The sequence below is a fragment of the Altererythrobacter sp. C41 genome, assembly GCF_016803135.1.
Taxonomy (GTDB): Bacteria; Pseudomonadota; Alphaproteobacteria; order Sphingomonadales; family Sphingomonadaceae; genus Pelagerythrobacter.
In genome coordinates this window covers 39,866-64,438 of the sequence record NZ_JAEVFE010000011.1, presented here as the reverse complement: position 1 = coordinate 64,438, position 24,573 = coordinate 39,866, and the positions used below count along the sequence as shown (strand labels likewise).

The 24,573-nt window shown below is 66.6% G+C and carries 21 protein-coding genes; 12 read left to right on the top strand and 9 right to left on the bottom strand.

All coding sequences use genetic code 11. The annotated features are described in order from the left end of the window. Nucleotides 1-2 precede the first annotated feature (2 nt). Both JNO53_RS14150 and JNO53_RS14145 read right to left on the bottom strand, forming a co-directional pair. A complete protein-coding gene (locus JNO53_RS14150) occupies nucleotides 3-461 on the bottom strand; it encodes an RrF2 family transcriptional regulator (protein ID WP_203112825.1) in 459 nt (152 codons plus the stop codon). 59 nt (nucleotides 462-520) lie between these two features. Continuing rightward, on the bottom strand, nucleotides 521-2,260 hold the full coding sequence (locus JNO53_RS14145; RefSeq protein WP_203112822.1) for an SLC13 family permease: 1,740 nt from the start codon (nucleotides 2,258-2,260) through the stop codon (nucleotides 521-523). 248 nt (nucleotides 2,261-2,508) lie between these two features. Between JNO53_RS14145 and JNO53_RS14140 the strand changes: the two genes are divergently transcribed. After that, complete coding sequence (locus JNO53_RS14140) at nucleotides 2,509-3,159, top strand: RBBP9/YdeN family alpha/beta hydrolase (RefSeq protein WP_203112819.1); 651 nt, start codon at nucleotides 2,509-2,511, stop codon at nucleotides 3,157-3,159. A 34-nt stretch (nucleotides 3,160-3,193) separates the two neighbouring features. Here the strand turns inward: JNO53_RS14140 and JNO53_RS14135 are convergent, their stop codons facing one another. The 5 genes from JNO53_RS14135 to JNO53_RS14115 all read right to left on the bottom strand — a co-directional run bounded on the left by JNO53_RS14135 (nucleotide 3,194) and on the right by JNO53_RS14115 (nucleotide 8,045). After that, the gene (locus tag JNO53_RS14135; protein ID WP_203112816.1) at nucleotides 3,194-4,609 is read right to left on the bottom strand and encodes an MFS transporter; all 1,416 of its coding nucleotides are present in this window, start codon (nucleotides 4,607-4,609) and stop codon (nucleotides 3,194-3,196) included. Between the two features lie 81 nt (nucleotides 4,610-4,690). After that, on the bottom strand, nucleotides 4,691-6,013 hold the full coding sequence (locus JNO53_RS14130; protein ID WP_238401944.1) for a L,D-transpeptidase family protein: 1,323 nt from the start codon (nucleotides 6,011-6,013) through the stop codon (nucleotides 4,691-4,693). Between the two features lie 18 nt (nucleotides 6,014-6,031). Next, nucleotides 6,032-6,286 carry a hypothetical protein gene (locus JNO53_RS14125; RefSeq protein WP_203112813.1) on the bottom strand — a complete coding sequence of 85 codons (255 nt, stop codon included), beginning with the start codon at nucleotides 6,284-6,286 and terminating at the stop codon, nucleotides 6,032-6,034. Nucleotides 6,287-6,502: 216 nt separating this feature from the next. Further along, the gene (locus tag JNO53_RS14120; protein WP_203112810.1) at nucleotides 6,503-7,063 is read right to left on the bottom strand and encodes a septal ring lytic transglycosylase RlpA family protein; all 561 of its coding nucleotides are present in this window, start codon (nucleotides 7,061-7,063) and stop codon (nucleotides 6,503-6,505) included. Between the two features lie 37 nt (nucleotides 7,064-7,100). Continuing rightward, complete coding sequence (locus JNO53_RS14115; RefSeq protein ID WP_203112807.1) at nucleotides 7,101-8,045, bottom strand: Gfo/Idh/MocA family protein; 945 nt, start codon at nucleotides 8,043-8,045, stop codon at nucleotides 7,101-7,103. A 161-nt stretch (nucleotides 8,046-8,206) separates the two neighbouring features. On the opposite strand from JNO53_RS14115, the gene JNO53_RS14110 reads away from it, so the two are divergent. The 6 genes from JNO53_RS14110 to JNO53_RS14085 all read left to right on the top strand — a co-directional run bounded on the left by JNO53_RS14110 (nucleotide 8,207) and on the right by JNO53_RS14085 (nucleotide 17,292). Then, nucleotides 8,207-10,003 carry an IlvD/Edd family dehydratase gene (locus tag JNO53_RS14110; protein WP_203112804.1) on the top strand — a complete coding sequence of 599 codons (1,797 nt, stop codon included), beginning with the start codon at nucleotides 8,207-8,209 and terminating at the stop codon, nucleotides 10,001-10,003. Further along, nucleotides 10,000-10,854 (top strand): SMP-30/gluconolactonase/LRE family protein, encoded by an 855-nt coding sequence (locus JNO53_RS14105; protein WP_203112801.1) that lies wholly within the window; start codon nucleotides 10,000-10,002, stop codon nucleotides 10,852-10,854. Before JNO53_RS14110 ends, JNO53_RS14105 begins: the two co-directional genes overlap by 4 nt. Before the next feature lie 73 nt (nucleotides 10,855-10,927). Next, nucleotides 10,928-12,082, top strand: coding sequence for an aldose epimerase family protein (locus JNO53_RS14100; RefSeq protein ID WP_203112895.1), 1,155 nt, complete (start codon nucleotides 10,928-10,930; stop codon nucleotides 12,080-12,082). Between the two features lie 37 nt (nucleotides 12,083-12,119). Further along, nucleotides 12,120-13,286 (top strand): cellulase family glycosylhydrolase, encoded by a 1,167-nt coding sequence (locus JNO53_RS14095; protein WP_203112798.1) that lies wholly within the window; start codon nucleotides 12,120-12,122, stop codon nucleotides 13,284-13,286. A gap of 144 nt (nucleotides 13,287-13,430) precedes the next feature. Further along, on the top strand, nucleotides 13,431-16,154 hold the full coding sequence (locus JNO53_RS14090) for a TonB-dependent receptor (protein ID WP_203112795.1): 2,724 nt from the start codon (nucleotides 13,431-13,433) through the stop codon (nucleotides 16,152-16,154). A gap of 109 nt (nucleotides 16,155-16,263) precedes the next feature. Further along, nucleotides 16,264-17,292, top strand: a complete 1,029-nt coding sequence (locus JNO53_RS14085) for a glycoside hydrolase family 43 protein (protein WP_203112792.1) — start codon at nucleotides 16,264-16,266, stop codon at nucleotides 17,290-17,292. Nucleotides 17,293-17,306: 14 nt separating this feature from the next. On the opposite strand, the gene JNO53_RS14080 is transcribed toward JNO53_RS14085, so the two are convergent. Continuing rightward, nucleotides 17,307-18,047: a FadR/GntR family transcriptional regulator gene (locus JNO53_RS14080; protein WP_203112789.1), complete on the bottom strand. Its 741-nt coding sequence runs from the start codon at nucleotides 18,045-18,047 to the stop codon at nucleotides 17,307-17,309. 163 nt (nucleotides 18,048-18,210) lie between these two features. On the opposite strand from JNO53_RS14080, the gene JNO53_RS14075 reads away from it, so the two are divergent. The 5 genes from JNO53_RS14075 to JNO53_RS14055 all read left to right on the top strand — a co-directional run bounded on the left by JNO53_RS14075 (nucleotide 18,211) and on the right by JNO53_RS14055 (nucleotide 23,584). Further along, nucleotides 18,211-19,869 (top strand): sodium/sugar symporter, encoded by a 1,659-nt coding sequence (locus JNO53_RS14075; protein WP_203112786.1) that lies wholly within the window; start codon nucleotides 18,211-18,213, stop codon nucleotides 19,867-19,869. Nucleotides 19,870-19,879: 10 nt separating this feature from the next. After that, nucleotides 19,880-20,749, top strand: a complete 870-nt coding sequence (locus JNO53_RS14070; protein WP_203112783.1) for a 2-dehydro-3-deoxygalactonokinase — start codon at nucleotides 19,880-19,882, stop codon at nucleotides 20,747-20,749. Beyond that, entirely contained in the window at nucleotides 20,746-21,387 is a 642-nt protein-coding gene (locus tag JNO53_RS14065; RefSeq protein WP_203112780.1) for a 2-dehydro-3-deoxy-6-phosphogalactonate aldolase, read from the top strand. Before JNO53_RS14070 ends, JNO53_RS14065 begins: the two co-directional genes overlap by 4 nt. 111 nt (nucleotides 21,388-21,498) lie before the next feature. Beyond that, nucleotides 21,499-22,518, top strand: a complete 1,020-nt coding sequence (locus JNO53_RS14060; RefSeq protein ID WP_203112892.1) for a glycosyl hydrolase family 43 — start codon at nucleotides 21,499-21,501, stop codon at nucleotides 22,516-22,518. A gap of 31 nt (nucleotides 22,519-22,549) precedes the next feature. Further along, nucleotides 22,550-23,584, top strand: a complete 1,035-nt coding sequence (locus JNO53_RS14055; protein WP_203112776.1) for a formylglycine-generating enzyme family protein — start codon at nucleotides 22,550-22,552, stop codon at nucleotides 23,582-23,584. Nucleotides 23,585-23,651: 67 nt separating this feature from the next. Here JNO53_RS14055 and JNO53_RS14050 read toward each other — a convergent pair whose 3' ends face one another. Beyond that, a complete protein-coding gene (locus JNO53_RS14050; protein ID WP_203112773.1) occupies nucleotides 23,652-24,509 on the bottom strand; it encodes a hypothetical protein in 858 nt (285 codons plus the stop codon). Between the last annotated feature and the right edge of the window lie 64 nt (nucleotides 24,510-24,573).

Below are 24,573 nucleotides of genomic sequence, written 5' to 3'. Positions count from 1 at the left end.
ATTCAGCCCGCTTGGCGCTCCTCCCGTCGCCAAGGCGTGCCATATGCGGAATTGGTCAGGGCATCGCCGATGGTGCGCGTATCGAGCACTGCGCGGCTCGCATCGTAGGCCCGGCCGAACTCTCGCCGGATTTCGCATTGCGCCTCGCTCACACAGTCCTCGCAGCGGCGATAGGACTGGCGCGAGAGGCAGGGGAGCGGTGCCAGCGGTCCCTCGAAAATTCGCAATACCTCGCCAAAGCTCACCGTATCCGCGGGGCGAAGCATCACATAACCGCCGCTCTTGCCCCGGCGGCTGTCGAGAATGCCAGCCTTGCGAAGATCGAGCAGAATCTGTTCCAGGAACTTGTGCGGAATATTGTAGCGCCGCGCGATCTCCGCACTGGTTACCGCTTCACCCTCTGGCGCCGCAGCCACCGTCAGCAAGGCGCGGAAGGCATACCTGGCCTTGTTGGAGATCATCTTGCTTTATCCTATTCAATAAGTAGGCATTTAGCCTAAGAAAGAATATTCTTCAACCGTCACACCGCGAGCATCACGGCAAAGACCGCTGCCGCCACCAGCAAGCATATCGCAGTGAGCGGCGCGCCGAGGCGCGGGAAATCCATGAACCGATAACCGCCCGCGCCCATGACGACCGCATTGTTATGGTGCCCGAACGGCGTCAGGAAATCGAGTGATACGCCGATCGCGACCGCCATCAGCAGAGGTTCCACCGGCGTGCCCGTCCGCGCCGCGAGTCCGGCGGCGATCGGGCTCAGCACGACCGCGGCCGAGACGTTGTCGACGAACGGCGTAATCACGACTGCGAGCGCGAGGATGCCGAGAACGACTACCAGCGGCTCACCGAGCGGGAGGACGTCGGCCATCGCATCGGCAATGAGACGAGCCGCGCCGGTGTCCTCCACGGCCATCCCCAGCGGAATCATGCAGGCGAGGAGGATGACGATACCCCAGTTCACGTCTTGCAATGCGGTGCGTAGATTGAGCTGCCGGGCAAGCACCAGTGCGAGCACCACGCCGCCGAACGCCATCTGGGCGGGCAGGATCTCCAACGCCGTCGCCGCGACTCCCAATGCGAAAATGCCGACGCCTGCCGCAGCGTTGTGGCGCCGTCCGGTGCTTCGGCGGGGCGACAGCGCAAGCATGCAGCACTCGGCGGCGAGCTGCCGCATCGCGGCGCGCTCTCCGGATAGGACGATCACGTCTCCCATCGATATCGGCAGATCGTCGAACCTGCCCTCGACGCGCCCGCGCCGGCTGGCCAGAGCAAGAACGCGCACGGTGCCCTCGGCGTGGTTCTCAAGGTCCTCCACCCGCGAGCCGAGCAGCAGGCTTTCCGGCATGACGACCAGTTCGAGCGTCTCCTCGCCCGGAAGCGCATGCTTGAGCAGGAGGTCGCCCGCCTCATGGAGTTCCTCGATCCGCCCCAGGGCGCCCTCGAGCAGCAGCATGTCGCCAGCTGCAAGAACCACGTCTTGGCGCCGGGCGAAGACATGCGCGCCGCGCCGGATCACGCCATGGACATGCAGGCCGGTGAGCCGCTCGAACTCGGGCAGGTGCAGTCCGGCATATTGCGACGTATCCGGAAGGCTTCGCTCGACAAGGAAATGCGACGGACCTGCGTCGGTCGAGGGGACATCGCCCGCCGCGAAGCGCGCGAATACGCGCGGCGTGCCGACCACCAGCCATGCGATGCCCGCTAGTGTCAGCGGAGCGCCGACCACCGCCGGCTCGAAATAGCCGAGATTGCGTCCGGTCTCCTGCACCACCCAATCGTTGACCAGCAGGTTTGCCGGGGTTCCCGTCAGCGAGCACATCCCGCCCAGAAGCGTGGCGAACGACAGCGCCATCAGCACGCGCGACGACGGAATGCCGAGCCGGGCGCAAACCGAAATGGCGACGGGAAACATCAGGGCGAGCGCGCCGATGTTGTTCATGAACACCGATACGCCCGCTCCCGCGGCGCAGAGAAAGGCGAGCACGCCGGTCTCGCTCCGTATCCGCGCTACGATGCGCCGGGCGAAGGCATCGAGCGCGCGGGTGTCGGCGAGCGCTGCCACCACGAGCAGGATTTCGACGACGGTGATCACGGCCGGACTTGCGAAGCCGGCGAATACGGAGGCGGCCGGCACGATCCCGGCGGCGAAGGCCGCGGCAAGGCCGCACATCGCCACGGCCTCCACCCGGAAGCGCTCGGTTGCATATGCGCCAAGCATCGCGAGCAGGATCACCACGATCGCCCCCTGCTCAAAGGTCATGCGAGATATCCGTCAAAGGGCCACCGCCACGTCGTCATCCACGACCGCTGCCATGCCACAAAGCCTATAAACGAGCTAGGTAGATCAGCTTCGCCGTTCTCACCCGTATTCGAGAGGCGTGAGATCCAAGTGCCACCCTCTCACCGGAGCATCGGGCGACACATCGCGCGGCGGCATCGCATGGTCGCAAATTCCTTGCCCGTAATAAACCTACTAAATAAGTAGGGATTATCTACCGAGGCATATAAATGCGACAGATCACCGATCACGCCGGCCGGCGCCCCCTCCTTCTGACGGTTCCCGGTATCGACAACAGCGGTCCCGGTCACTGGCAAACGCTGTGGGAGAAGGAACTCGACGATTGCGCACGGGTCGATCTCGGCATGTGGAGCCGTCCGCACCGCAATACCTGGGTCAACAAGCTCAACGCTGCGATTGCCGCGGCGGGTCGCCCCGTGGTGCTCGTCGCCCATAGCCTGGGGTGCCATGCGGTCGCCTGGTGGAACCGGCTGGAGCAGACGGCTTGCGGCGAAGTTCTGGGTGCACTGCTCGTTGCTCCGCCCAACCTGGCGGGCCTCCCGAAAACGAGCAGGCTGGCGTCATTCGCGCCGCTCGTCCGCGAACCCTTGCGCTTTCCATCCATCCTCGCTGCGAGCGAGGACGATCCCTACGCCACCTTCGGCCAGTCTCGCAAAATGGCCCGGCTATGGGGAAGCCGTCTCGTCAACGCGGGGTGGCTGGGGCACATCAACGCGGATTCGAACATCGGCGCCTGGCCCTTCGGGCGCTATCTGCTCGAGCAACTGGTGCTCAATCTTTCCTGGCCCACGATCCCTTCGCTTCCCCAAGGCAAGGATCTGCCGAAGCGCGGAACCGATCTGCGGATAGGTCTGGAATGAGAGTGCACGAATAAAGGCAAAGGTCGGACTGGGATCAGCTCCCTCGTCCCGGTGGAACGTGTGAAGGCTCGGTGCCATCCGGCGCGCTGAGAGTCGAGAAGCTCTCAGCGTTTTCGTCTGGGGACGCGAGGGGCGTCCCGTCGTTCGTCGTGCCTGCGTAGGTGGCGGAGAGTTGGCGGTATTGCCGGGAGCCGAACGCGATCAGCGTCATCACGATGCCGAGCACGCCGGTGGCGCTGAATACGAGGGCCATGCCGCGCTCCGGCCCCGTGCCGTACCAATCGCCGATCGCCTCGGCGCCTGCGCCCGTGGTCATGAACGGGATCGCCAGGAACTGGGTGAGCGGGCCGATCAGGAAGGCGGTCAGCGGCGCGGCCGATTGCTCCACCGACTGCGCGAAGCCGAATACCCGCCCCTGCCGCTCGTAAGGCACGACCTTCTGCAGGGTGGTATGTTCGGCGGCCTCCGCATAGGGGCCGAGGAACAGCCAGATCACGCAGCCCACCGCCAGCAGCACGATCGAGGACTGGATCGTGAATACGCTCGCCACCGTCCAGACCATCAGATTGACCAGTAGCAAGGTGCGCAGCGGGTTCTTTCCGAGCCCGGTCCTCGCGATGGTCAGGCCGCTGACGATGAACGAGCACGAGGCGACCGCCCACAGGATGCCCCAGGCCTGCACGTCCATCAGCGACAGGCCGTAGGCGTCCATCAGCGCCATGAACACGCCGCCGAGGAAGTTGTTGAAGGTGGCGAAGAAGATCAGCGCGAAGAGCCCCGGCACCGCGGCGACGACGCTGATCGTGCCCTTGAGGTCCACGTGCTTGCGCCCGCCCGGCGCGGAGGAGGCTGGCTCCGGATCGTCGATGCGTACGGTCAGAAGGTGCAGGAAAACCAGCGCCGTGAACGCGATCGCCAGAACCAGCGTGCCGCGAATCCCGTCCCAGGCGACGAGAAAGCCGCTGATGCCGGACGTCAGCAGGAATCCGATCCCGGTCACCATGCCGACCAGCCCGTTGGCCTTGTCCCGCCTGTCCTCCTCCACCAGCGCAGTGACCAGCGTCGGCAGCGCGATCATGCGGATGTTTCCGCAGATCACGGCCAGCATCACGAGAAGGATGAACCCCCAGAGCGGAGCGTCGTCGACCCGCGCCAGCGCGCCTTCCGGCGCCAGCAGATAGGCGGCCAGCGAGCCGGCGTAGAGAACGAAGGAGCCTGCGCTGGAAGCGAGCATGATCCGCTTCTTGCGGTGATGATCCACCAGGCTGCCGAACCAGATCGCGAAGCCGGCGGTGAACACCAGGTAGATGCCGCCGATCATGCCGGTGACGAACACCGAGCGCGTTTCGAGGAACGCCCAGAACACCAGAGCGAACCAGACCGTGAAATTGATCACGTTCTGCACCAGGTTGTTGGCGAGAATCAGATGGAATGGATCGGGCCGAAGCATCGCTCGCCTATCCTTCGCCCCGAGCGTCGGCGCAAGCGATCGATGTTTGTTAGAGGTCTTACGCGCCCGGCCCTCAGCGCGTCACGTGTCCCGTCCGTACACGTCGTCGAGCAGCGCCAGACCGTTCTTGGCGCTCGTAGCGGTCAGATAGGTCAGGTAGACCGGAACCGGCGCGGCCAGCGGGACGGGCTGCTCGGGTTCGTCCCCGTCGGCTTTCAGGCGCTTGCCCAGCATCCACCGGCCAAGCTCGTCCGCCTTCTCCAGCCGGATGCACCCGTTGCTGAGATGGCGATCGTTCCGGCGAAGCAAGTCCCGCGCCGGGGTATCGTGGAGATAGATGCCCTCGTCGTTCGGGAACAGGAACTTGACCTTGCCCATCGAATTCCACGGCCCCGGCAATTCCCTAACCCGCAGAAGCTGGTAACCGCCGGCCACCGCGTGCCAGTCGACCGTCTCGGGATCGACGACCTGAGCATCCGGTCCCCAGTCCGAGAGCACTTCCATATGCATGGACTTGAGCGAGCGGCCGGCCAGAACCTTCCGCGCCACGTTGTCGCGCGCGAGGTAGTCGGGGACGTTCCAGTAGGGATTGAGAATCGCGTAGTTGATGTACCCGGCAAGCATCGGCGTCTGGGTTTCGGGCGCGCCGACGACCACCCGCATCGAGCCGACCTCCCTGCCGTTCTGGTAATACCAGAGCCGGGCGGATGCAGCGTCGACGACGATATGGCGCACGTCCGCCGAGGGCAGGACGCGCGCGCGCTCCAGGTTTATGCGCAGGGTGTCGATAATGCGCCCGCTCGACCCGCTCGCGTGCGCAGTGCGCAGCAATTCGCGCATGCGCAGGTAGTGCGGGCTCATCCAGGCCATGCCCGCCAGATAGCTGCTGAAATCCTTTCTCGCCGCGACCTTCAGGATCGCATCGTCGTCTAGCTCCGGCGGCTTCAGGCCGTCGCCCACGAACGTCATCCCGACGTCGCGTGTCTCGCGCATGTCGTGAATGTAGCGGACCAGGGCTTTCGACAGCGCCACTTCGGCGGCGGCGAGTTCCTCCATATCGCCGGCGTCGGCGCGGGCGATGTCTTCCCGCAATTCGTGGGGATCGTATCGGGCAGCTTTCAGACCGTCCAGATCGGCGTCGTCGAGATAGCGCAGGAGTACCTGCGCATCGCGGCCGATCAGGCCGTTCTCGATCCAGAGCGGGCGGTAGTCGCGCGCCCGATAGAACTTCTTGATCTTTCCGCCAGCCGCGTCTGCGATGGCATCGGCCAGCAACGCGCCTTGGGACAGTGCCGGTTGGGCTGCCGGGGCGGCTGCATGCGCAGGAGCGGATCCGAAGGCGACCATGGCCACGCTGAGCAACGCGGCCGGCGTGAAGCCACGGACGAACTGGCGGAAAGTCATTACGTTTCGGTTCTATCCTTACCCGCGTTCACCGGTCGAGCTCGGCGGCGGAGGCGGTGGGGGCGGCGGCGGGACGTAGTTGGGGTGATAGACCCCGTCCGCCGTGTAGTAGCCATCGATAATGCCGTCGCCGTCCCGGTCGGCGGCTACCGAACCGGCAACCGCGCCCGGCGGCAGCGGCGGTGGTGGTGGCGGCGCGGGGGGCTCTTCGGTCGCACAACCGGCGAGGACAATGGCGCCCATCGCAGCGAGAACGATATTCGTGCGTCTCATCGGAATTCCTCTCAACCTTGTATCGGAACAAGCGAGCAATCCGGCGTTCCGGTGTGCATTCAACACACGTCCGCCGTTCCAGTTCCGCTTCGACGCACGGTCGGGGCAGTTCAGCGTGCGGGTCTAAGGGACCGCGATGGCGGATGGTTGCCGGGGCAGCGAACTCGAGCGCGGCACGTTCGCACCCTTGGAAGGCATCTTTTCCGGTCAGCGGCCTCAGTTGGGCAGGCGCGCTCGGAGGCGTTGCAGCTCCTGCTGCGGCACGGGTTTCAGCGCACGAGCGGGCTCGCCCTCGCGAAGGCGCTCACGATCCTTCTCCGAAGGTTCGACGCGGCGCACGCGCACGGGAGCAATCCCCCGCGCCTTGATGCCCAATTCCTCGGCCGCACCCCGTGACAAGTCGATGATGCGATTGCCGCGGCTGAATGGCCCCCGGTCGTTGACCCGCACGATGATCCGGCGGCCCGTGTCGAGCGCCGTGACCTCGACGTAGGTCGGGAGGGGGAGCGTGGTGTGGGCACCGGTGATCCAGTCGGGACGGAAGCGCTCGCCATTGGCCGTGCGATTGCCGGACTCGCTGCCGTACCAGCTCGCGTAGCCCAGTGCATCGTAGCCAGGCGCGGCGGCCGGCGTGTAAGTCGTGCCGCGTATCGTGTAGGGCTGGCCGATCCTAACCGGACTGTCGCTCACCGGCCTGTAATTGCCCCCGGCGCAGGCCGAGAGCGCCAGAGCCGCGGCGGCCGCGCCCATGATCCGTATTGCTGCAAGTCTCCCCATCCGTCTGCTCGTAGTTGCAGAGGGCGCCGGGATAAAGTCAGAAGCTGAATGGGGGTACCTCGACGCGCTCGCCGAGAAGGAAGGCGTCGGCGACGAGTTGCAGGGGCGCGAGGTCGACGTCGCTGGCGCTTGCCCGAACGAGCGAGGCGAAGCGGCGATAGAGACGCGGATACTCCTCGTCGGTCCCGGCCGAAATTTCGGCGCCGTCGATCGCGAGCCGTTGGCCGCCGTCGGAAAGAACCAGGCGGCCGGAATCGGTTTCCAGCACGATGTCCCACGATTGCGGGCCGGTCTGCAGGAAGTCGAACGCGGCCTCGGCCGCCGCTTCGCCGCTGCGAAGCGAAAGCTGCGCGGCGATCGGCGCCTGGCGATTGGCCGGAAATTCGAGCCGTGCCGACTGGAGCAGCAGGGGGTCCGCAAGGATCGCCGTCACGATCGACAGGGCGTTGATGCCCGGGTCGAACACGCCGAGCCCGCCGGGCTGGAGAATCCATTCCTGACCCGGATGCCAGACGCGGATGTCTTCCCGCCAGTCGATCCGGGCGGAACGCAGGGTCTTGCCCGCCAGCCAGTCGCGCGCGGCGTCGACCGAGGCGGCCTCGCGCGAATGCCATGTGGTGAAGAGCGTCACACCGGCTGCCCTCGCGCGGGCGGCGAGGTCCGCCACCTCGCTCACGGTCGCGGCCGGCGGCTTTTCCAGCATGACGTGGAGCCCCGCGTCGAGCGCGGCGCCGGCGATCGCGTGGCGGCCCTGCGGCGGCGTGGCGAGGGACACCGCGTCCACGTCGAGCCCGCTCTCGAGAAGGTCGCCGATGTCGGTGAAGCAGGGGAGGTTCTCAATTCCGCCGCTTCTGCTAACGGCTGCCACCAGTTCGAACGACTTGTCGGACTGTAGCGCTGGAATATGCTGGTCCTGCGCAATCTTGCCGATGCCGACGAGCGCCAGCCGTATGGGCGTTGCGCCATGGCCGTCGTGTTGCATCGGTTCTTCCCTTCCCTGATTTATCGGATATATACGCTTTATAAATTCAAACCGGCTTGGTAATCAACCCGGATGCATAGCGGCTGGCGTATCCGACGTGGCCGATCGATTGGAGGGGGAATGACCTGGCTCGGACTCGGATTTCAGCGGACGGCGTCGCAATGAGCACAGGTGAGGATCGCCCGCGCCTTCGTTCCCGCGCATGGTTCGACAACCCGGATAACCCCGACATGACGGCGCTCTATGTCGAGCGCTATCTGAACTATGGGCTTTCGCTGGAAGAACTGCAGTCGGATCGACCGATCATCGGCATTGCCCAGACGGGCAGCGATCTGACGCCGTGCAATCGGCATCACGTCGTGCTGGCGGAGCGGGTGAAGGACGGTATCCGCGATGCCGGCGGCATCCCGCTGGAGTTTCCGATCCATCCCATCCAGGAAACCGGCAAGCGCCCGACCGCGGGGCTCGATCGCAACCTGGCCTATCTCAGCCTCGTCGAGGTTCTTCACGGCTATCCGATCGACGGGGTCGTGCTCACGATCGGCTGCGACAAGACGACGCCTGCCTGCCTGATGGCCGCCGCCACCGTGGACATCCCGGCGATCGCGCTCTCGGTCGGGCCGATGCTCAACGGCTGGCATGATGGCGAGCGGACCGGTTCGGGCACGATCATCTGGAAGGCGCGCAAGATGCTCGCCGCGGGCGAGATCGACTACAAGGGTTTCATCGAGCTGGTCGCGTCGTCCGCCCCGTCGACCGGTTTCTGCAATACGATGGGCACGGCGACGACGATGAACTCGCTGACCGAAGCGCTGGGAATGTCGCTCCCCGGCTCGGCCGCGATCCCTGCGCCCTACCGGGATCGGCAGCAGTGCGCCTGGGAAACGGGGCGGCGCGCGGTCGAAATGGTCGCTGCGGACCGCAAGCCGTCGGACATCCTGACGCGCGAGGCCTTCCTCAACGCCATCCGGGTGAACTCCGCGCTGGGCGGATCGACCAATGCGCCCATTCACCTGAACGCGATTGCCCGGCATATCGGGGTCGAGCTGTCGCTCGACGACTGGGAGCGGCACGGAGCGGAGGTGCCGCTGCTGGTCAATCTGCAGCCAGCGGGCGAGTACCTGGGCGAGGATTTCTACCGCGCGGGCGGTGTGCCGGCGGTGATCGGCGAACTGCTTCGGGCAGACCGCATCTTTGGCGAAGCGCTGACCGCGAACGGCCGCACGATCGCTGAGAACAACCGCGAGGCCGAGCCTGCGGACGAGCGGGTCATCCGCCGTTTTGCCGCGCCGCTCAAGCCGGCCGCCGGCCTCACGGTGCTGCGCGGCAACCTGTTCGATACCGCGGTGATGAAGACCAGCGTCATCTCCGAATCGTTCCGGGCGCGCTATCTCTCCGACCCGGACGACCCGGACGCCTTCGAGGCGCGGGCGGTCGTCTTCGACGGGCCGGAGGACTATCATGCGAAGATCGACGATCCTGCGCTCGGCGTCGACGAACGGACGATCATGGTCATCCGCGGCACTGGCCCGATCGGCTTTCCCGGAGGGGCGGAGGTGGTGAACATGCGGCCGCCCGCGTCGCTGATCCGCGCCGGGGTGGAGGCGCTGCCGTGCATCGGCGACGGGCGCCAGTCCGGCACATCCGGATCGCCGTCGATCCTCAACGCCTCTCCCGAAGCGGCGGCGGGAGGCGGTATTGCGCTGCTCGAAACCGGCGACATCATCCGAGTCGATCTCAAGCGGCGCGAGGTGAACATGCTGGTCGACGATGTCGAGCTGACCCGCCGCCGGACCGCGCTGGAGGCGGCGGGCGGCTATGGCATCGCGGAATCGCAAACCCCCTGGCAGGAGATCCAGCGCGGGATCGTAGGCCAGTTCGACGGCGGCGCGGTGCTCGAACCTGCAGTCAAGTATCAGCGGATCGCGGCCAAGAGCATGCCGCGCGACAGCCATTGACCCGCGTTCGCGTCATCGATCGCGCGCGCCGCGACCAGCTTGGGGAAGGGCCGCTGTGGTCCCCCGGGACAAATTCGCTGTTCTGGGTCGACATCCTGGGGCGGCGGCTCAACCGGTTGTCGCTGGATGGCGGTGCGGTGGAGGAATGGGCCGTTCCTGAAATGATCGGCTGGGTGATCGAGCGGCGCGAACGGCCCGGCTTCATCGCGGGGCTGCAGAGCGGGTTCGCCGAGCTCTTGCTGGAGCCCTTGCGGATCGAGCCCATCGCCGATCCCGAGCCTGATATGCCCGGCAATCGGATGAATGACGCGAAAGCCGACGCTGACGGGAGAATCTGGGCGGGGACCATGCCCGTTACCGCCGACCGGCCGGACGGCGCGTTCTACCGGTTCGATCCGGACCGCAGCGTGACCCGGGTCGACAGCGGATACCGCATCGCCAACGGCCCCGCGATCGCGCCGGAGGGCGACTGGATCTACCACACCGACAGCGGACTGGGCCTGATCTATCGTTTCCCCATCGCCGATGGCGCGCTGGGGCAGCGGGAGCTATTCGTCGAGTTCGAGAGCGGGTGGGGAACACCCGACGGCATGACCTTCGACAGCGACGGCGGCCTCTGGGTCGCATGCTGGGGCGCCTCGCGGGTTTTGCGCTTCTCGCCCGATGGCCGGCCGGACGAGGCGGTCGAACTGCCCGCATCGCAGATCACGAGCTGTGCCTTCGCCGGCCATGGCCTGGACCGAATGTTCGTGACCTCCGCTGCCGACGGGGTAACGGAAGAGCACGGCGGCGCCTTGTTCGAAGTCGAAACCGGACGGCGCGGCTTCGCGCCCTGCAAGTATGCAGGCTAGAGTATTTATCATATTAAACTGCTTTACTCGATAGAGAGCCGTGGTTACGACTCGCATCAGGAGGGAGAAGATGATGCTTAAGGCAAAGGCGGCCGCGCTCGCGGCGGCGGCGATCGCGATGGGCATGCCGGGCGCGGCGCTCGCCGCGACGGCATCGCAGGAAAGCTTCGGCACGCTGCCCGACGGGCGCCAGGTCACGGCGGTGACCTTGTCGAACGGGCAGGGCGTGTCGGCGACCGTGATCAATCTCGGCGCGACGCTCCAGTCGCTGATCATGCCCGACCGCAACGGCGAGAAGGCGGACGTCCAGCTCGGCTATCCCACACTCGAAGGCTATCTGGCCAAGCCGGAATACTTCGGTGCGACCGTCGGCCGGTTCGCCAACCGGATCGCCAAGGGGCGGTTCACGCTCGACGGAAAGACCTACGAGACGCCGGTCAACAACGGCCCCAACTCGCTGCACGGCGGTACAGCCGGTTTCGACAAGGTGCTGTGGGAGGTCGTGTCGGTCGAAGACGGGCCGACGGCGAAAGTCACCATGCGCTACGTCAGCCCGGACGGCGATCAGGGCTACCCGGGCGAACTGACGGTGTTCGCGATCTACTCGCTCGACGAAGCGAACGCGCTGACGATCGAGTATCGCGCGACCACCGACGAGCCGACGGTCGTCAACATCAGCAATCATGCCTACTGGAACCTGCTCGGCGAAGGTGCGGGCAGCGCCATGGGTCATGTGCTCACCATTCCGGCGGATCACTATACTCCGGTCGACGAGACGCTGATCCCGACGGGCGAGTTCCGTCCGGTCGAAGGCACGGTGTTCGATTTCCGCCAGCCGCATGCGGTGGGCGAGCGTGTCCGCGATGCCAGTGACGACCAGATCGTCTACGGGCGCGGCTACGATCACAACTTCGTCATCGCGAAGACCGTCTCGGCCGACCTGCGCCTGATGGCGCGCGTGGAGGAGCCGGTTTCGGGCCGTGGCTTCGAGCTCTGGTCCAACCAGCCGGGGCTGCAGTTCTATTCGGGCAACTTCTTCGACGGCACGATCGCGGGCAAGTCGAAGGGCATCTACCGCCAGGGCGACGCCATCGTGCTCGAGCCGCAGCTCTTCCCCGACACGCCCAACCAGCCGACGTTCGGCTCCGGGCGGCTGGAGCCGGGTGAGACCTATCGCAACGTCATGATTTACCGCCTGTCGAGCGGACAGGCCAAGGCGGCGCGCTGACACGCGGGCGCCGCACAGAATAGTACGGGAGATTTCAATGAAGCGTTCGATGACCCTGTTCTTCGCGGCCGTCTCGGTCGCCGCGATGACGGCGCCTGCGGAGGCGCGCGAGATGTGGACCAAGCAGGAGGCGAACGACTGGTACGAAGAGCAGCCGTGGCTCGTTGGCGCGAACTACAATCCGGCGACCGCGATCAACCAGCTCGACATGTGGCAGGCCGAAACCTTCGATCCCGCGACGATCGACAAGGAGCTCGGCTGGGCGGCGGATCTCGGCATGAACACCATGCGGGTCTACCTCCACAACCTGCTGTGGGAGAACGATCCCGAAGGGCTCAAGCAGCGGATGGACCAGTTCCTGACCATCGCGGCCAAGCACGGCATCCGGCCGATGTTCGTGCTGTTCGACAGTTGCTGGGATCCCCATCCGGTCGCCGGTGCGCAGCACCCGCCGATCCCCGGCGTTCACAACTCGGGCTGGGTCCAAGCGCCCGGCGCAGAGCGGCTCGCCGACAAGAGCCAGCATCACAAGCTGGAAGGCTACGTGAAGGACGTCGTCGGGCATTTCGCCAACGACGACCGCATCCTAGCATGGGACGTCTGGAACGAGCCGAACAACGCAGGCGGCGGCAACTACGAACCCACGCCGAACAAGAAGGAAATGGTTGCAGGGCTTCTCGACGACGTGTTCGAGTGGGCGCGCAGTGCCGATCCCACCCAGCCGCTGACCAGCGGCCTGTGGATCGGTGAGGATTGGCACCGGGTGGAGAAGCGGGACGCGGTCGAGAAGATCCAGCTCGCCCAATCCGACGTGATGAGCTTCCACGACTACAACTGGCCTGAACAGTTCGAGCAGCGGGCGCAGCAGATGCTGAGCTACGGCCGGCCGGTCCTGTGCACCGAGTACATGGCACGCGGCAACGGCTCGACCTTCGACGGCTCGCTGCCGATCGCCAAGCGTCTCAACATCGCGATGTACAACTGGGGCTTCGTCGATGGGGAATCGCAGACGCGCCTGCCCTGGGATAGCTGGAAGAAGCCGTACACTTTCGACGAGCCGACGGTCTGGTTCCACGACGTGCTTCACACTGACGGCACGCCTTATCGGCAGGCCGAGGTCGATCTGATCAAGCGCCTGGCTTCGGCGCCCAAGGGCGTCGTGCCTCCGACTCCGCCGCAGCCGGCGATCGGCGCCGCCGACTGACATCGAATCAAGGCGGCGGGCGCGGGTAACCTGCGTCCGCCGTCAATTATCCTACAAATACTACTTGTAGGACTATTACAGCCGGGTTACGAATGGCGGAACCGGAATACCGGCGTTCCGCCGCGCGGCATGGGGAGGTACATGATGAACTGGTCCAAGGGCTTTATCCGTTCGGCGTCGCTGCTCGCCATTGCATGGTCGGGCGCAGCGTACGCACAAGACGCAGCAGAACCTCAGGCGGAGGTCGACGCCTCGGCCGGCCTCCCGACCGAAGAGGGCGGCGATCTCATCGTCGTCACCGGCATTCGCGCCAGTCTCAGCCAGGCGGCGGAGATCAAGCGCAACTCGGACATGGTGGTGGATTCCATCGTGGCCGAGGACATCGGCAAGTTTCCCGACACCACCACCGCCGCGGCGCTTCAGCGCGTGCCCGGCGTGCAGGTGGTCAACGGCTTCAACAACGAAATCGTCAACCCGCTGATCCGCGGCATCGGCGACATCATCACCACGCTCGACGGGCGCGAGATCTTCACCGGCGTCGGACGCGGCTTTGCCTTCCAGGACCTGCCGGCCGAAGCGCTCGCGCGGGCGGATGTCTACAAGTCCAATTCGGCCGAGAAGATCGAAGGCGGTATCGCGGGCAATATCGACCTGCGGCTGCGCAAGCCCTTCGATCTCGACGACGGCCTGACGGTCAGCGCGCTCGGTCGCGCGACCTATGGCGAGAACGCCGACAAGGTGAGCTACAACGGCGGCATCCTGATCGGCGGCCGCTGGGATGCGGGTGACGGCGAGATGGGCGCGCTCGTCAACCTGTCCTACTCCGACAACGCCTTCAACCGGCCGATCTCGTTCAACTGCGATCCGCGTTCGGGTTCCAACGGCCCTCCGGGCGCTGACGGCGTGGTCCTGCCGACCTGCGTCGGCGGACTGACCGACACCGGCTCGTATCAGCGGCCCCAGGTCAATGCGGCGTTTCAGTGGCGTCCGAACGACACCGTCGAATTCTATCTCGACGGCCTCTACACGGGCTACCGCGCGAAATTCGGCACGTACTTCATCTTCTCCGACATTTTCGCGGCTGAGAGCATCAGCAACGTCGAGGCGACCGACCTGTGCTTCCAGGCGCCGGTCAGCCCGGCCGGCTTCCGCGATCCCAACTCGGCCGATATCCAGGATCTGTGCATCGGCAGCTCGGCGACGTTCAACAACGTGCCCGGCAACACCAGCACCCAGGCGAAGCGCGACAAGACCGACCAGTACCTGTTCGGCGGCGGCGTCAAGATCACCGACGGCCCGTGGAATCTGCGGCTCGACATCTCGCGCTTCCAGAGCAAGACCAACAACCGGACGACGATCGTCGACATCGGCAAGCGGATCGAGCAGGTCAACGTCGACATCAACGACGACCGGCACGGCACGACCGAGATGGTCGGCAATCCCGTCGGCGATCCGAACGGCTTCATGTTCATCAACAGCCTGTTCCAGGACTATCGGCGCGCCGACAGCACGATCACGCAGGCGATGTTCGACGGCACCTACGACGTCGGTTCGTTCCTCGACGAGGTCCAGTTCGGCGTGCGCTACGCGGATCGCAACGCGACCTTCCGCGGCAATCTGGCGGGCGGGCCGCCGGCAGCGAACATGGACGACCGGCTGGTCGCGAACTCGGGCCTGCCTGCGGGCTTCCTGATCGAATCGCCGGCGACGATCCCGGTCATCAACGGTGGCCAGCACTGGATCACGCCCGATCCCGACTTCCTGCGGGACCAGACCGACGTGCTGCGCGCGCTCTACGGATCGCCCGCGGGTGACCCGGAGGACAGCCCGACGCGCAGCTTCGACGCGGACGAATCGACCATGGCGCTCTACCTGCAGGGCCGGTACGCGTTCGACGTCGGGACCATTCCGGTCGACGGTCTGATCGGTGGCCGCTACGTCATCACGGACCGCACGATCGAGGGCACCGGCGTGGTGACCGAGAGCGGCGTCGGCGTGCTTACGCCGGTGAAGGCGAGCTCCTCGAGCAAGAAGTTCCTGCCCAACGCGAGCATCCGCGTCCAGCTGACGCCGGAGCTTCAGTTCCGCGCCAGCTACGGCAAGACGATCTCGCAGCCGCTGTTCACCGATCTCAATCCGGGTCTGACCTACTCGGTCCCCTCGAACGCGAACATCCGTCCGAGCGGCACGGGCGGCAACCCGAACCTGCGGCCGCAGGTGGCGGAATCCTACGACGCAACGCTGGAGTATTACTTCGGCCGCGGCTCGTACATCGCCGCCGGCGTCTACTACCGCGACATCAAGGACCGCGTGGCCCGGAACGTCGCCGAAGAGGTGATCGACGGCATCACCTACAACATCAATCGCCCGCGCAACCTCGGCTCGTCCAGGCTGCAGGGCTTCGAAGTGGGCGGCCAGTACTTCTTCGATTTCCTGCCGGAAGGACTCGACGGTTTCGGCCTCTTCGCGAACTACACTTATGCCGATACCGAGGTTCTGACAGAAGGCGACCTGCTCCAGGGCGAGGCGCTGGGCGGGGTGTCGAAGCACGCCTACAACGTCGGCGCACTTTACGAGAAGTACGGTCTCCACGCCCGCGTCGCCTACAACTGGCGCGACCGCTACTACGACGGCACGTTCACGCAGCTCCTGGTTCCGGAGCAGCAGATCTATTTCAACTACGTGCGTCCGAACGGCCGTCTCGACTTTTCGATCGGTTACGACGTGACGGAGAACATCACGGTCAATTTCGAAGGGGTGAACGTGCTGAAGGGCAAGTATCTCAGCTACTTCGACATTCCGCGGTATCCGCACGACATCCGGATCGACGACACCTTCTACGGGGCCAGCGTCCGAGTGAAGTTCTGACGCGGCGGCCCGCCACTCTCCTGAAGCGCCGCCGGACTTTCCGGCGGCATCCCTTCCTCTCCCTTGGGCGGCCGCCGTGCCGCCCATTTCTTTGCCTGAAGGATCGCCCATGTCCGACCCGAAGAAGCGCCGCGTCCGCTGGCTGACCATGGCCGCCTGCGGGCTGCTCGCGGCCTGCACGGCCGCCACCCCGCGCACGTTCACCAACCCCCTCCTGCCGTCCGGCCCCGATCCTTGGGTGACCGAGCACGAGGGCGTGTTCTACTACATGCACACCAGCGGGGACCGGCTGGAGATGCGCAAGACGCGTGACATGGCCCAGCTCGCCGACGCATCGCCCACGGTGATCTGGCGCCCGCCGGCGACCGGCCCCAACGCGGTTTCGATCTGGGCGCCGGAGCTGCACCGGATCGACGGCAAGTGGTACGTCTACTACACCGCGGCGGCGAGCGGGCAGGACAACGACGCGCATCGCGGCGTGTTCGTGCTGGAGAACGGCGCGGAGGATCCGACCACCGGCACCTGGGTCGACCGGGGCCGTGTCAACACCCGCTACAGCGGCATCGACGGCACGACCTTCGTGTACGAAGGTGCTCGCTACTTCGTCTATTCGCCCTACGTGGGACCCGACAGCGTGCTCGCGATCGCGCGCATGGCGAACCCGTGGACGCTGGAGGGCAAGGAAGCGATCATCGCCCGCCCGGAACACGCCTGGGAGAAGCAGGGCGGACGGCAGATCCTCGAAGGTCCCGAATTCCTGCTCGGCCCCGAGGGCGACCTGTTCCTCAGCTATTCGGCGAGCGCATGCTGGTCCGACAACTATGCGCTCGGCCTGCTTTCGGCGCCCGCGGGAAGCGACCCGCTGGATCCCGACGCCTGGACCAAGTCGCCGGAACCGGTCTTCCACAAGTCACCGGAGAACGGCGTCTATGCGCCGGGGCACAACGGCTTCTTCACCGCCGCGAACGGCCGCGAGAACTGGATCATCTATCACGCCAATCCCGGGCCCGACATGCAATGCACCAGCAAGCGCTCGCCGCGGATCCAGCGGTTCGAATGGGACGGCGAGGGTGCGCCCGTGTTCGGCGAACCGGTCGCCGGCGATACGCCGCTCCCCGCGCCCGGCACGGGCGGGTGAGCGGACGCGGCTGATCAGTCGGCCGGCCGCTCCGGCTCGTCGTCGGCCGTTTCGATGAGGTCGAGCACGTCGCCGATCAGCCGCTTCATCGCCTTGCGCGCGGCGTCGGGCTTGCGCGCCGCGATCGCGTCGCGCACGGCGGCGTGATCGTCGACGCTGGCGGAGCGGCCCTTGATCCGGTTGGTGAAGCGGATCGAGGTCCTGAGCGCCGTCGACACCACATCGCGGAACTGCGCGTAGAACGGGTTGGCCGAGGCGCGCAGCACGGCGACGTGGAAGGCGATGTCGGCATCGAGCGTATCGTCGTTCCCCTGCTCGGCCGCGCGCATGCGCTTGAGCCCGGCATCGATCGCCTCGAGATCGGACGGCTGGGCATAAGTGGCCGCGAGGGCAGCGGCTTCGGGCTCGATCGCGACGCGGAGCTGGTTGAAGTGACGCAGCAGCTCGACCGAGAACTTGCGCTCGAGCAGCCAGCGCAGCACGTCGGTGTCGAACAGGTTCCACGATGTGGCCGGCTGGATGATCGTGCCTTGCCGCGGGCGCGCGCTCAGCAGCCCCTTGGCCGTCAGCATCTTCACCGCCTCGCGCGTGACCGAACGGCTGACGCCGTATTCCTTGGCCAGTTCGGCCTCGGTCGGGAAGACGCGGTCCTGATAGCTGCCGATGACGATCGCGCGCCCGAGCGTGTCGAGCATACCGTAGGTAAGATTGCGGCCAAGCTGCGTTCGCACTTCTGCCGGGTCCATCGCCGTCATCAGGCTGCTATCCTCCCTGTGATGTCCCCGTCCATTGCATCGCATATAAGCGGGCAACAGGCCGCTGGACAAGTCCTATAGATCATATAAATAGACCACCTGCTGCTTCGCGCATTATCGTATGGGCACGGCAGAAGACAAGAGTCCGGGACGGGAGGCGAGTTTGGATCTAGCAGCCATCGATGCGATCGTGGTGGTCATCTACGCGATCGGCATTTTCGGTCTGGCGCAGTGGGTGTCGCGCGAGAAGGGCGGGCACGCCAAGAACAGCTCCGACTATTTCCTCGCCTCCAAGGATCTGCCCTGGTGGGCGATCGGCGCCTCGCTGATCGCGGCCAATATCTCGGCCGAGCAGATCGTCGGCATGTCCGGCGCCGGCTACCGGCTCGGGCTCGCGATCGCGTCCTACGAGTGGATGGCGGCGCTGACGCTGCTTATCGTCGGCAAGTACTTCCTGCCGATCTTCCTCAAGAACGAAATCTACACGATGCCGCAGTTCCTGGAGCAGCGGTACGGCCCCACCATTCGCACGCTGATGGCGATCTTCTGGCTCGCGCTCTACATCTTCGTGAACCTCACTTCGATCGTCTGGCTCGGTTCGATCGCGGTCAACAAGGTCGCGGGCGTCGATCAGGACGTCGCGCTCTACGCGCTGGGCGGCTTTGCGCTGCTCTACCAGCTCTACGGAGGCCTCAAGGCGGTGGCGCTGACCGACATCGTCCAGGTGACGCTGCTGGTGCTCGGCGGGCTCATCATCTCCGGCCTGACGCTCAACGAAGTCGGCGGCGGGCAGGGCGTGTGGGCCGGGTTCACGACCTTGCTCGACCAGGCGCCGGAGAAGTTCAACATGATCCTCGAGCCCGGTGAACTGGGCTATCAGGAACTGCCGGGGATCGCCGTGCTCGTCGGCGGCATGTGGATCGCCAACCTCAGCTACTGGGGCTTCAACCAGTACATCATCCAGCGCGCGCTCGCCGCCCGCAGCCTGGGCGAAGCGCAGAAGGGCGTCGTGTTCGCCGCCTTCCTCAAGCTGCTGATGCCGGCGGTGGTCGTCCTGCCGGGTCTCGCCGCGGTGATCCTCGCCCCCGGGCTCGATCCGGCGGACGAGGCCTATCCGACGATGATGCGCTACCTGCCGCCGGGCCTGCTCGGCCTGGTGTTCGCCGCGCTCATGGCCGCCGTCGTCGCCTCGACCGCGTCCAAGATCAACTCGATCGCGACGATCTTCACGCTCGACCTCTATGCCAAGTACCGCCGCGTCGCGACGCGCGCGGAGGACGAGGAGCGCGTGGCCGGCGATCCCGATGCGGCCGGGCACGCGCCCTATCCGCCGGCCGAGGACGAGAGCCTGCGTGCCGCGAACGAGAAGCATCTCGTTTTCGTCGGCCGCCTCGCCGCCGCTGCGGCCACGGTGATCGCGCTCCTGACGGCGCGCCCGCTGCTCGGCGGATCGGACCAGGCGTTCCAGTTCATCCAGGAATTCTCGGGCTTCTTCACGCCCGGGATCACCGTGATCTTCCTGCTCGGCCTGTTCTGGAAGCGAGCGAGCGAGGCCGGCGCCATCGCCGCGGCGATCGCATCGGTGGTGCTTTCCTATGCGTTCAAGGAGTTCATGCCGGACTTCCCGTTCATGAACCGGATGGGCCTGGTGTTCGTGATCGCGCTCGCACTGGCGGTGGTTCTCTCCCTCGCCATGCCGAGCGCCGCCGGACGCGACCGGATCACAACGACGGGGATCAGCTATCGAACGACGGCCGGCTTCAACGCCGCCGCCTTCGGGGTGATCGCCATCCTCGTCGCGCTCTACGCGACCTGGTGGTGAGCGGCCGGCCATGAAGGGGCGTTTCCTCGCGGTCGACTGGGGCACTACCAACCGGCGCGTGTTCGTCGTCGGCGAGGACGGCACGGTGGAGCACACCGAGCGCGACGACCGGGGCGTGATCAAGATCGGGCGCGACGCCTTTGCAGGCGAGGCGGCGGCGATCCGGCAGCGGTTCGGCAATCTGCCGATCCTCTGCGCGGGCATGGCCGGCTCCGACCGGGGGTGGGTGGATGCCGGATACGTCCGGTGTCCCGCCCGGATCGGGGATCTGGCCGCGGCCGTCCGCTGGGTCGAGCCGGGCCGCACCGCGATCGTCCCCGGCCTCTCGTTCGAAGGGGAAGGCCGCGCCGACACCATGCGCGGGGAGGAAGTGCAGTTTCTCGGCGCCGTGGCGGCCGGGCAGGTGCCCTCGACAGCGGTCCTCGCGCAGCCTGGGACCCATTGCAAATGGGCCCACGTCGCCGACGGCGCGATCACCCGCTTCACCACCGCCATCACCGGTGAGATGTTCGCTCTCCTGAGGAACCACAGCCTGCTCGCCGGCCAGATCGACCGCGCGGCGGAAGACGATGCGGCGTTCCTCGCCGGCGTCGAACGGGCGCGCTCGCCCGACCTGCTCGCGCACTTGTTCGGCGTGCGGGCGGACGTGCTGCTGGGCCGGCGCCCGCGCGAGGAATCGGCCTCTTACGCCAGCGGCCTGCTGATCGGTGCGGACGTCGCCGCACATGCCGCCGGCGCCAGCCCCTTCGTCCTCGCCGGGCCAGAGCTCGGCCGGCTCTACGCGCGCGCGGTCGCCGCGTTCGGGGGCGAGGCCACGATCGTCGACAGCCATGCCGCCTTCGTCGCCGGCATCCGGCTAATATGGGATTTGGTAGAATGAGTGTGGATGCGAGATTCCGGAGCGCCTTTGCGCAATGCCCCCTCGTCGCGATCCTGCGCGGCGTCCGGCCCGACGAGGTCGAAGGCGTGGGCGAGGCTCTGGCGGAGGCGGGATTCACGCTGATCGAGGTCCCGCTCAACTCGCCCGATCCGTTCGACAGCATTGGCCGGCTGGCCCGCCAGCTCGAAGGCACGGCGATGGTGGGGGCGGGGACGGTGACCGACCCGGCGGAGGTCGCGAAAGTCCGCGATGTCGGCGGCGAACTGATAGTTTCCCCCAATACGGACGTTTCGGTGATCGCAGGCACGGTGAACGCGGGGCTGATCTCGATGCCCGGCTATTTCACGCCCAGCGAAGCCTTCGCGGCCGCTCGGGCCGGCGCGCATGCGCTGAAGCTGTTTCCTGCGGAGGCGGCCTCGCCCAAAGTGCTGAAGGCCCAGCGGGCGGTGCTGCCGCCGACGTTGCCGGTGCTGGTCGTGGGCGGCGTCACGCCCGAAGGAATGGACCCGTGGCGCGCGGCCGGCGCGGCCGGCTTCGGCATCGGGTCGGCGCTCTATGCGCCGGGCGTGACTCCGGCCGAGATTCGGGAACGCGCGACCCGCTTCGTCGCCGCCGCTAGCGCCGAGGGCGCGTCCTGATCGCAGACATGCTGGGTTGCCATTTATAAGATTAATGATACTCCTCTATTCCGAGGATGCGGCGATCTCGCATCGGCTCGGAATGTTTGGGAGGAGGCTGGCGTGACATCGATGGTGAAGGGGATACTGCGCGCGCTCGCGCCGATGCTGTTCGTGCTCGGCGCGGGGCAGGCGATGGCGCAGGCTGCGGAGGAGGCGAAACCTGCCGCGGAATCCGAAAAGGCCTATCTCTTCGCGCACATGATGAAGGGCGACTACGGCACGCTCTATTATTCGATCAGCACCGACGGGCTGCACTGGACCTTCCTCAACAAGGGGAAGCCGGTCTCGTCCGACTACCACGGCCACGCCTCGATCGCGCAGGGGCCCGACGGGCGCTACTACCTCGTCGGCAACAAGAGCGACGACGATCCGCTGATCCGCTTCTGGGTCTCCGACGATCTGATCCGCTGGGAACCGTTCGGCACGTACCAGCCCGATCTGGCGAAGGTGAAGAACCATCCGCACGCGCTCCAGCGGATCGGCGCGCCCAAGCTGTTCTTCGATAAGCCATCCGGCCAGTTCCTGCTGATGTGGCATACCCCGAACGTGCCCGGCAGCGACGAGGACCCGGAGCGTTACTGGGCGAGCCAGCGCACGCTCTACGCGCTCTCGAAGGATCTCAAGACCTTCACCGCGCCGCCGAAGCGGCTCTTCACCTGGGACATGGCGACGATCGACACGATCATGCAGCCCAACCCTGCCGGCGGCTATTGCGCGATCATCAAGGACGAGCGCTATCCCTCGTACAACTGGACCACAGGCAAGACGATCCGCATCACCTGCGGCCCCACGCTCACCGGCCCGTTCCCCGAGCCGGGCCCGCCGCTCAGCCCCAATTTCCGCGAGGCGCCGACGCTCATCCGCTCGCCCGACGGCGGGGACTGGTATCTCTATTACGAGCAATATGCGGGGACCAGCTACGGCCTCTCGATGGCGCCGCGGCTGGAAGGGCCGTGGTATCAGGTCTCGGGCAATTCGGGGATTCCCGAGTGGAACCGTTACGAGATGACGCCGGGCGCCCGGCACGGCTCGATGCTGCCGATCAGCCGTGCGCAGTACGACGCGCTGGTCAAGGCGTTCCCGAACTGAGGCGGGTCCCGGACGCCCGGCCGTCATGGTGATGGCACGCTCCCGATATGCGCGTTCGGTGCCCTTCGGTGCGCCGCTGTGCCTGATCGTGCCGTTGTTGGCGATCGGCGGGTGCAGCGATCCGGCGCCCGCCGACAGCGAGCCGCGGCCCGCTGCCGCTCCGGAGCGGACCTGCGCCACCCCGTCCGACGAACCCGTCAGTCTCCCCGGCGGCAGGTTCCTGATGGGGCAGGACGACGTCTATCCCGAAGAAGGGCCGGCGCGCGAAGTGACGGTCAGCGGCTTCCGCATCGATCGCCATGAAGTCACCAACCGCCAGTTCGCGGCATTCGTCGAGGCGACCGGCTACCGCACGATCGCCGAAGAACCGGTCGATCCTGCGCTGTTCGGCGTGCCTCTGGACCAGATTCCGCCGTACATGCTGAAGCCCGGATCGGCAGTGTTCACGCCGCCCGACAGCCCGTCGGCGCATTATGCCGACTGGTGGGAATATGTGCCGGGCGCGAACTGGCGCAAGCCCTACGGCCCCGCCGGGCCCGACTACCGCGCCGACGAGCCGGTGGTGCACCTCGCCTACGACGACATGGCGGCCTACGCCCACTGGCGCGGCGGCCGGCTGCCGACGGAGGCGGAATGGGAATATGCCGCCCGCGCGGGCGCGGCGCCGAGCACCGAGCAGCCGACGGAGGCGAACAGCTGGCAGGGCGCGTTCCCGGTCCAGAACTCGGGCGAGGACGGCTTCGACCGCATTGCGCCGGTCGGCTGCTACGCGCCCAACGCCCACGGCCTTCACGACATGGTCGGCAACGTGTGGGAGATGACGTCCGACTTCTACGCCCCGGGGCACGATCCGGATGCTCCCGCGGAGAACCCCCCGGGACCCAGTGAAAACGCCGCCTACGATCCGGTTCAGCCGGGGCTGAGGCCCCGCGTCATCAAGGGCGGCAGCTACCTCTGCGCGCCCAACTACTGCCGCCGTTACCGCCCCGCGGCCCGCACGGGCCGCGATCCGGGCATGGGCGCCTCCAACGTCGGCTTCCGCCTCGTCTACGACGAGCGCCGCTGAAACGGGAAAAAAGAGGGCGGCCGAGTTCTCGCTCGGCCGCCCCTCCGGTTCGCAAGGCAAGGACGGGTTAACGGGGGGACGCGTCACCTTGCGTTGCGGAGCTGGTCGCGCCTTCACTGGCAGTGGAGAGGGTGCCGGTGCCGGCGACCAGAGCGTCGCCGCTGGCGCTGAGGTCGGCCGCGGGGATGGTCGCGGTTCCGTCTGGCGTGGCGACGAGCGCCTGCTGCACGCGGCCCTGCTGGTCGGCGACGACTTCGCTGACCGTGCCGAGCTGCGCGCCCTCGGGCGTCACGACCGGCATGCCCGGGGCGACGGAGAACGCGCCGTCCGCTGCCGCGGCTGCGCTGCCGGCAGCAGCCAGCATGCCGGAGCCGAGACCGGCCGCGCCCGATCCGGCCGCCGAACCCGCGGCCGAGCCGTTGCCGCTGGCCGAGGCGGCGAGATCGCCCGCCGCGCTCGCCGCACCGGCCGCACTGCCGCGGACCGCGGCGACGCCTTCGCCGGCCGTGGCGACGCCCTGCGCGGCGAGGCCGCGAACCGCGTCGGTGCCCACGAGCTGCGCGTCGGCACCCACCGAGCCGGAAGCACTGCCCGAAGCGGAGGCGTTACCATTGGTCGAACCCGCCGGACCCTCAAGAAGCTGAGAGGCCGCACCATCGACGCTCGCGTCGAGCGAGCGGTCGACCGAGACCTCGCCGGAGCGATGGTCGACATGCTGCTCGCCGCGGGTCCGGGCATCGCCGCGCACGGTGCTGCGGGTGGTCGAGCGGATCGAATCGGTCGAAGTGCGCAGGGTCGAATTGATCGCGCCGTTCACCGTGCCGCCGAGGCCGCCGAGCGCGCCGCCGCTGCCGCCAAGGAGCTGTGCGTGCGCGGGCGCGGCGAACAGTGTGAGAGCCGAAGCTGCGAGAAGAAGGTTCTTCATGACATGTCCCTTTCTTTCCGGCGAACGCGGGAGGGGGGATGCGTTCGCTTGAAAGGGAAACGGA

Coding starts and splice junctions, on each gene's coding strand:
- JNO53_RS14100 (WP_203112895.1), top strand. CDS start 10,928: ATGCTTAAGGCAAAGGCGGCCGCGCTCGCGGCGGCGGCGATCGCGATG.
- JNO53_RS14135 (WP_203112816.1), bottom strand. CDS start 4,609: ATGCTTCGGCCCGATCCATTCCATCTGATTCTCGCCAACAACCTGGTG.
- JNO53_RS14090 (WP_203112795.1), top strand. CDS start 13,431: ATGAACTGGTCCAAGGGCTTTATCCGTTCGGCGTCGCTGCTCGCCATT.
- JNO53_RS14070 (WP_203112783.1), top strand. CDS start 19,880: ATGAAGGGGCGTTTCCTCGCGGTCGACTGGGGCACTACCAACCGGCGC.
- JNO53_RS14125 (WP_203112813.1), bottom strand. CDS start 6,286: ATGAGACGCACGAATATCGTTCTCGCTGCGATGGGCGCCATTGTCCTC.
- JNO53_RS14050 (WP_203112773.1), bottom strand. CDS start 24,509: ATGAAGAACCTTCTTCTCGCAGCTTCGGCTCTCACACTGTTCGCCGCG.
- JNO53_RS14085 (WP_203112792.1), top strand. CDS start 16,264: ATGTCCGACCCGAAGAAGCGCCGCGTCCGCTGGCTGACCATGGCCGCC.
- JNO53_RS14145 (WP_203112822.1), bottom strand. CDS start 2,260: ATGACCTTTGAGCAGGGGGCGATCGTGGTGATCCTGCTCGCGATGCTT.
- JNO53_RS14065 (WP_203112780.1), top strand. CDS start 20,746: ATGAGTGTGGATGCGAGATTCCGGAGCGCCTTTGCGCAATGCCCCCTC.
- JNO53_RS14095 (WP_203112798.1), top strand. CDS start 12,120: ATGAAGCGTTCGATGACCCTGTTCTTCGCGGCCGTCTCGGTCGCCGCG.
- JNO53_RS14115 (WP_203112807.1), bottom strand. CDS start 8,045: ATGCAACACGACGGCCATGGCGCAACGCCCATACGGCTGGCGCTCGTC.
- JNO53_RS14060 (WP_203112892.1), top strand. CDS start 21,499: ATGGTGAAGGGGATACTGCGCGCGCTCGCGCCGATGCTGTTCGTGCTC.
- JNO53_RS14140 (WP_203112819.1), top strand. CDS start 2,509: ATGCGACAGATCACCGATCACGCCGGCCGGCGCCCCCTCCTTCTGACG.
- JNO53_RS14130 (WP_238401944.1), bottom strand. CDS start 6,013: ATGACTTTCCGCCAGTTCGTCCGTGGCTTCACGCCGGCCGCGTTGCTC.
- JNO53_RS14120 (WP_203112810.1), bottom strand. CDS start 7,063: ATGGGGAGACTTGCAGCAATACGGATCATGGGCGCGGCCGCCGCGGCT.
- JNO53_RS14055 (WP_203112776.1), top strand. CDS start 22,550: ATGGCACGCTCCCGATATGCGCGTTCGGTGCCCTTCGGTGCGCCGCTG.
- JNO53_RS14110 (WP_203112804.1), top strand. CDS start 8,207: ATGAGCACAGGTGAGGATCGCCCGCGCCTTCGTTCCCGCGCATGGTTC.
- JNO53_RS14080 (WP_203112789.1), bottom strand. CDS start 18,047: ATGACGGCGATGGACCCGGCAGAAGTGCGAACGCAGCTTGGCCGCAAT.
- JNO53_RS14150 (WP_203112825.1), bottom strand. CDS start 461: ATGATCTCCAACAAGGCCAGGTATGCCTTCCGCGCCTTGCTGACGGTG.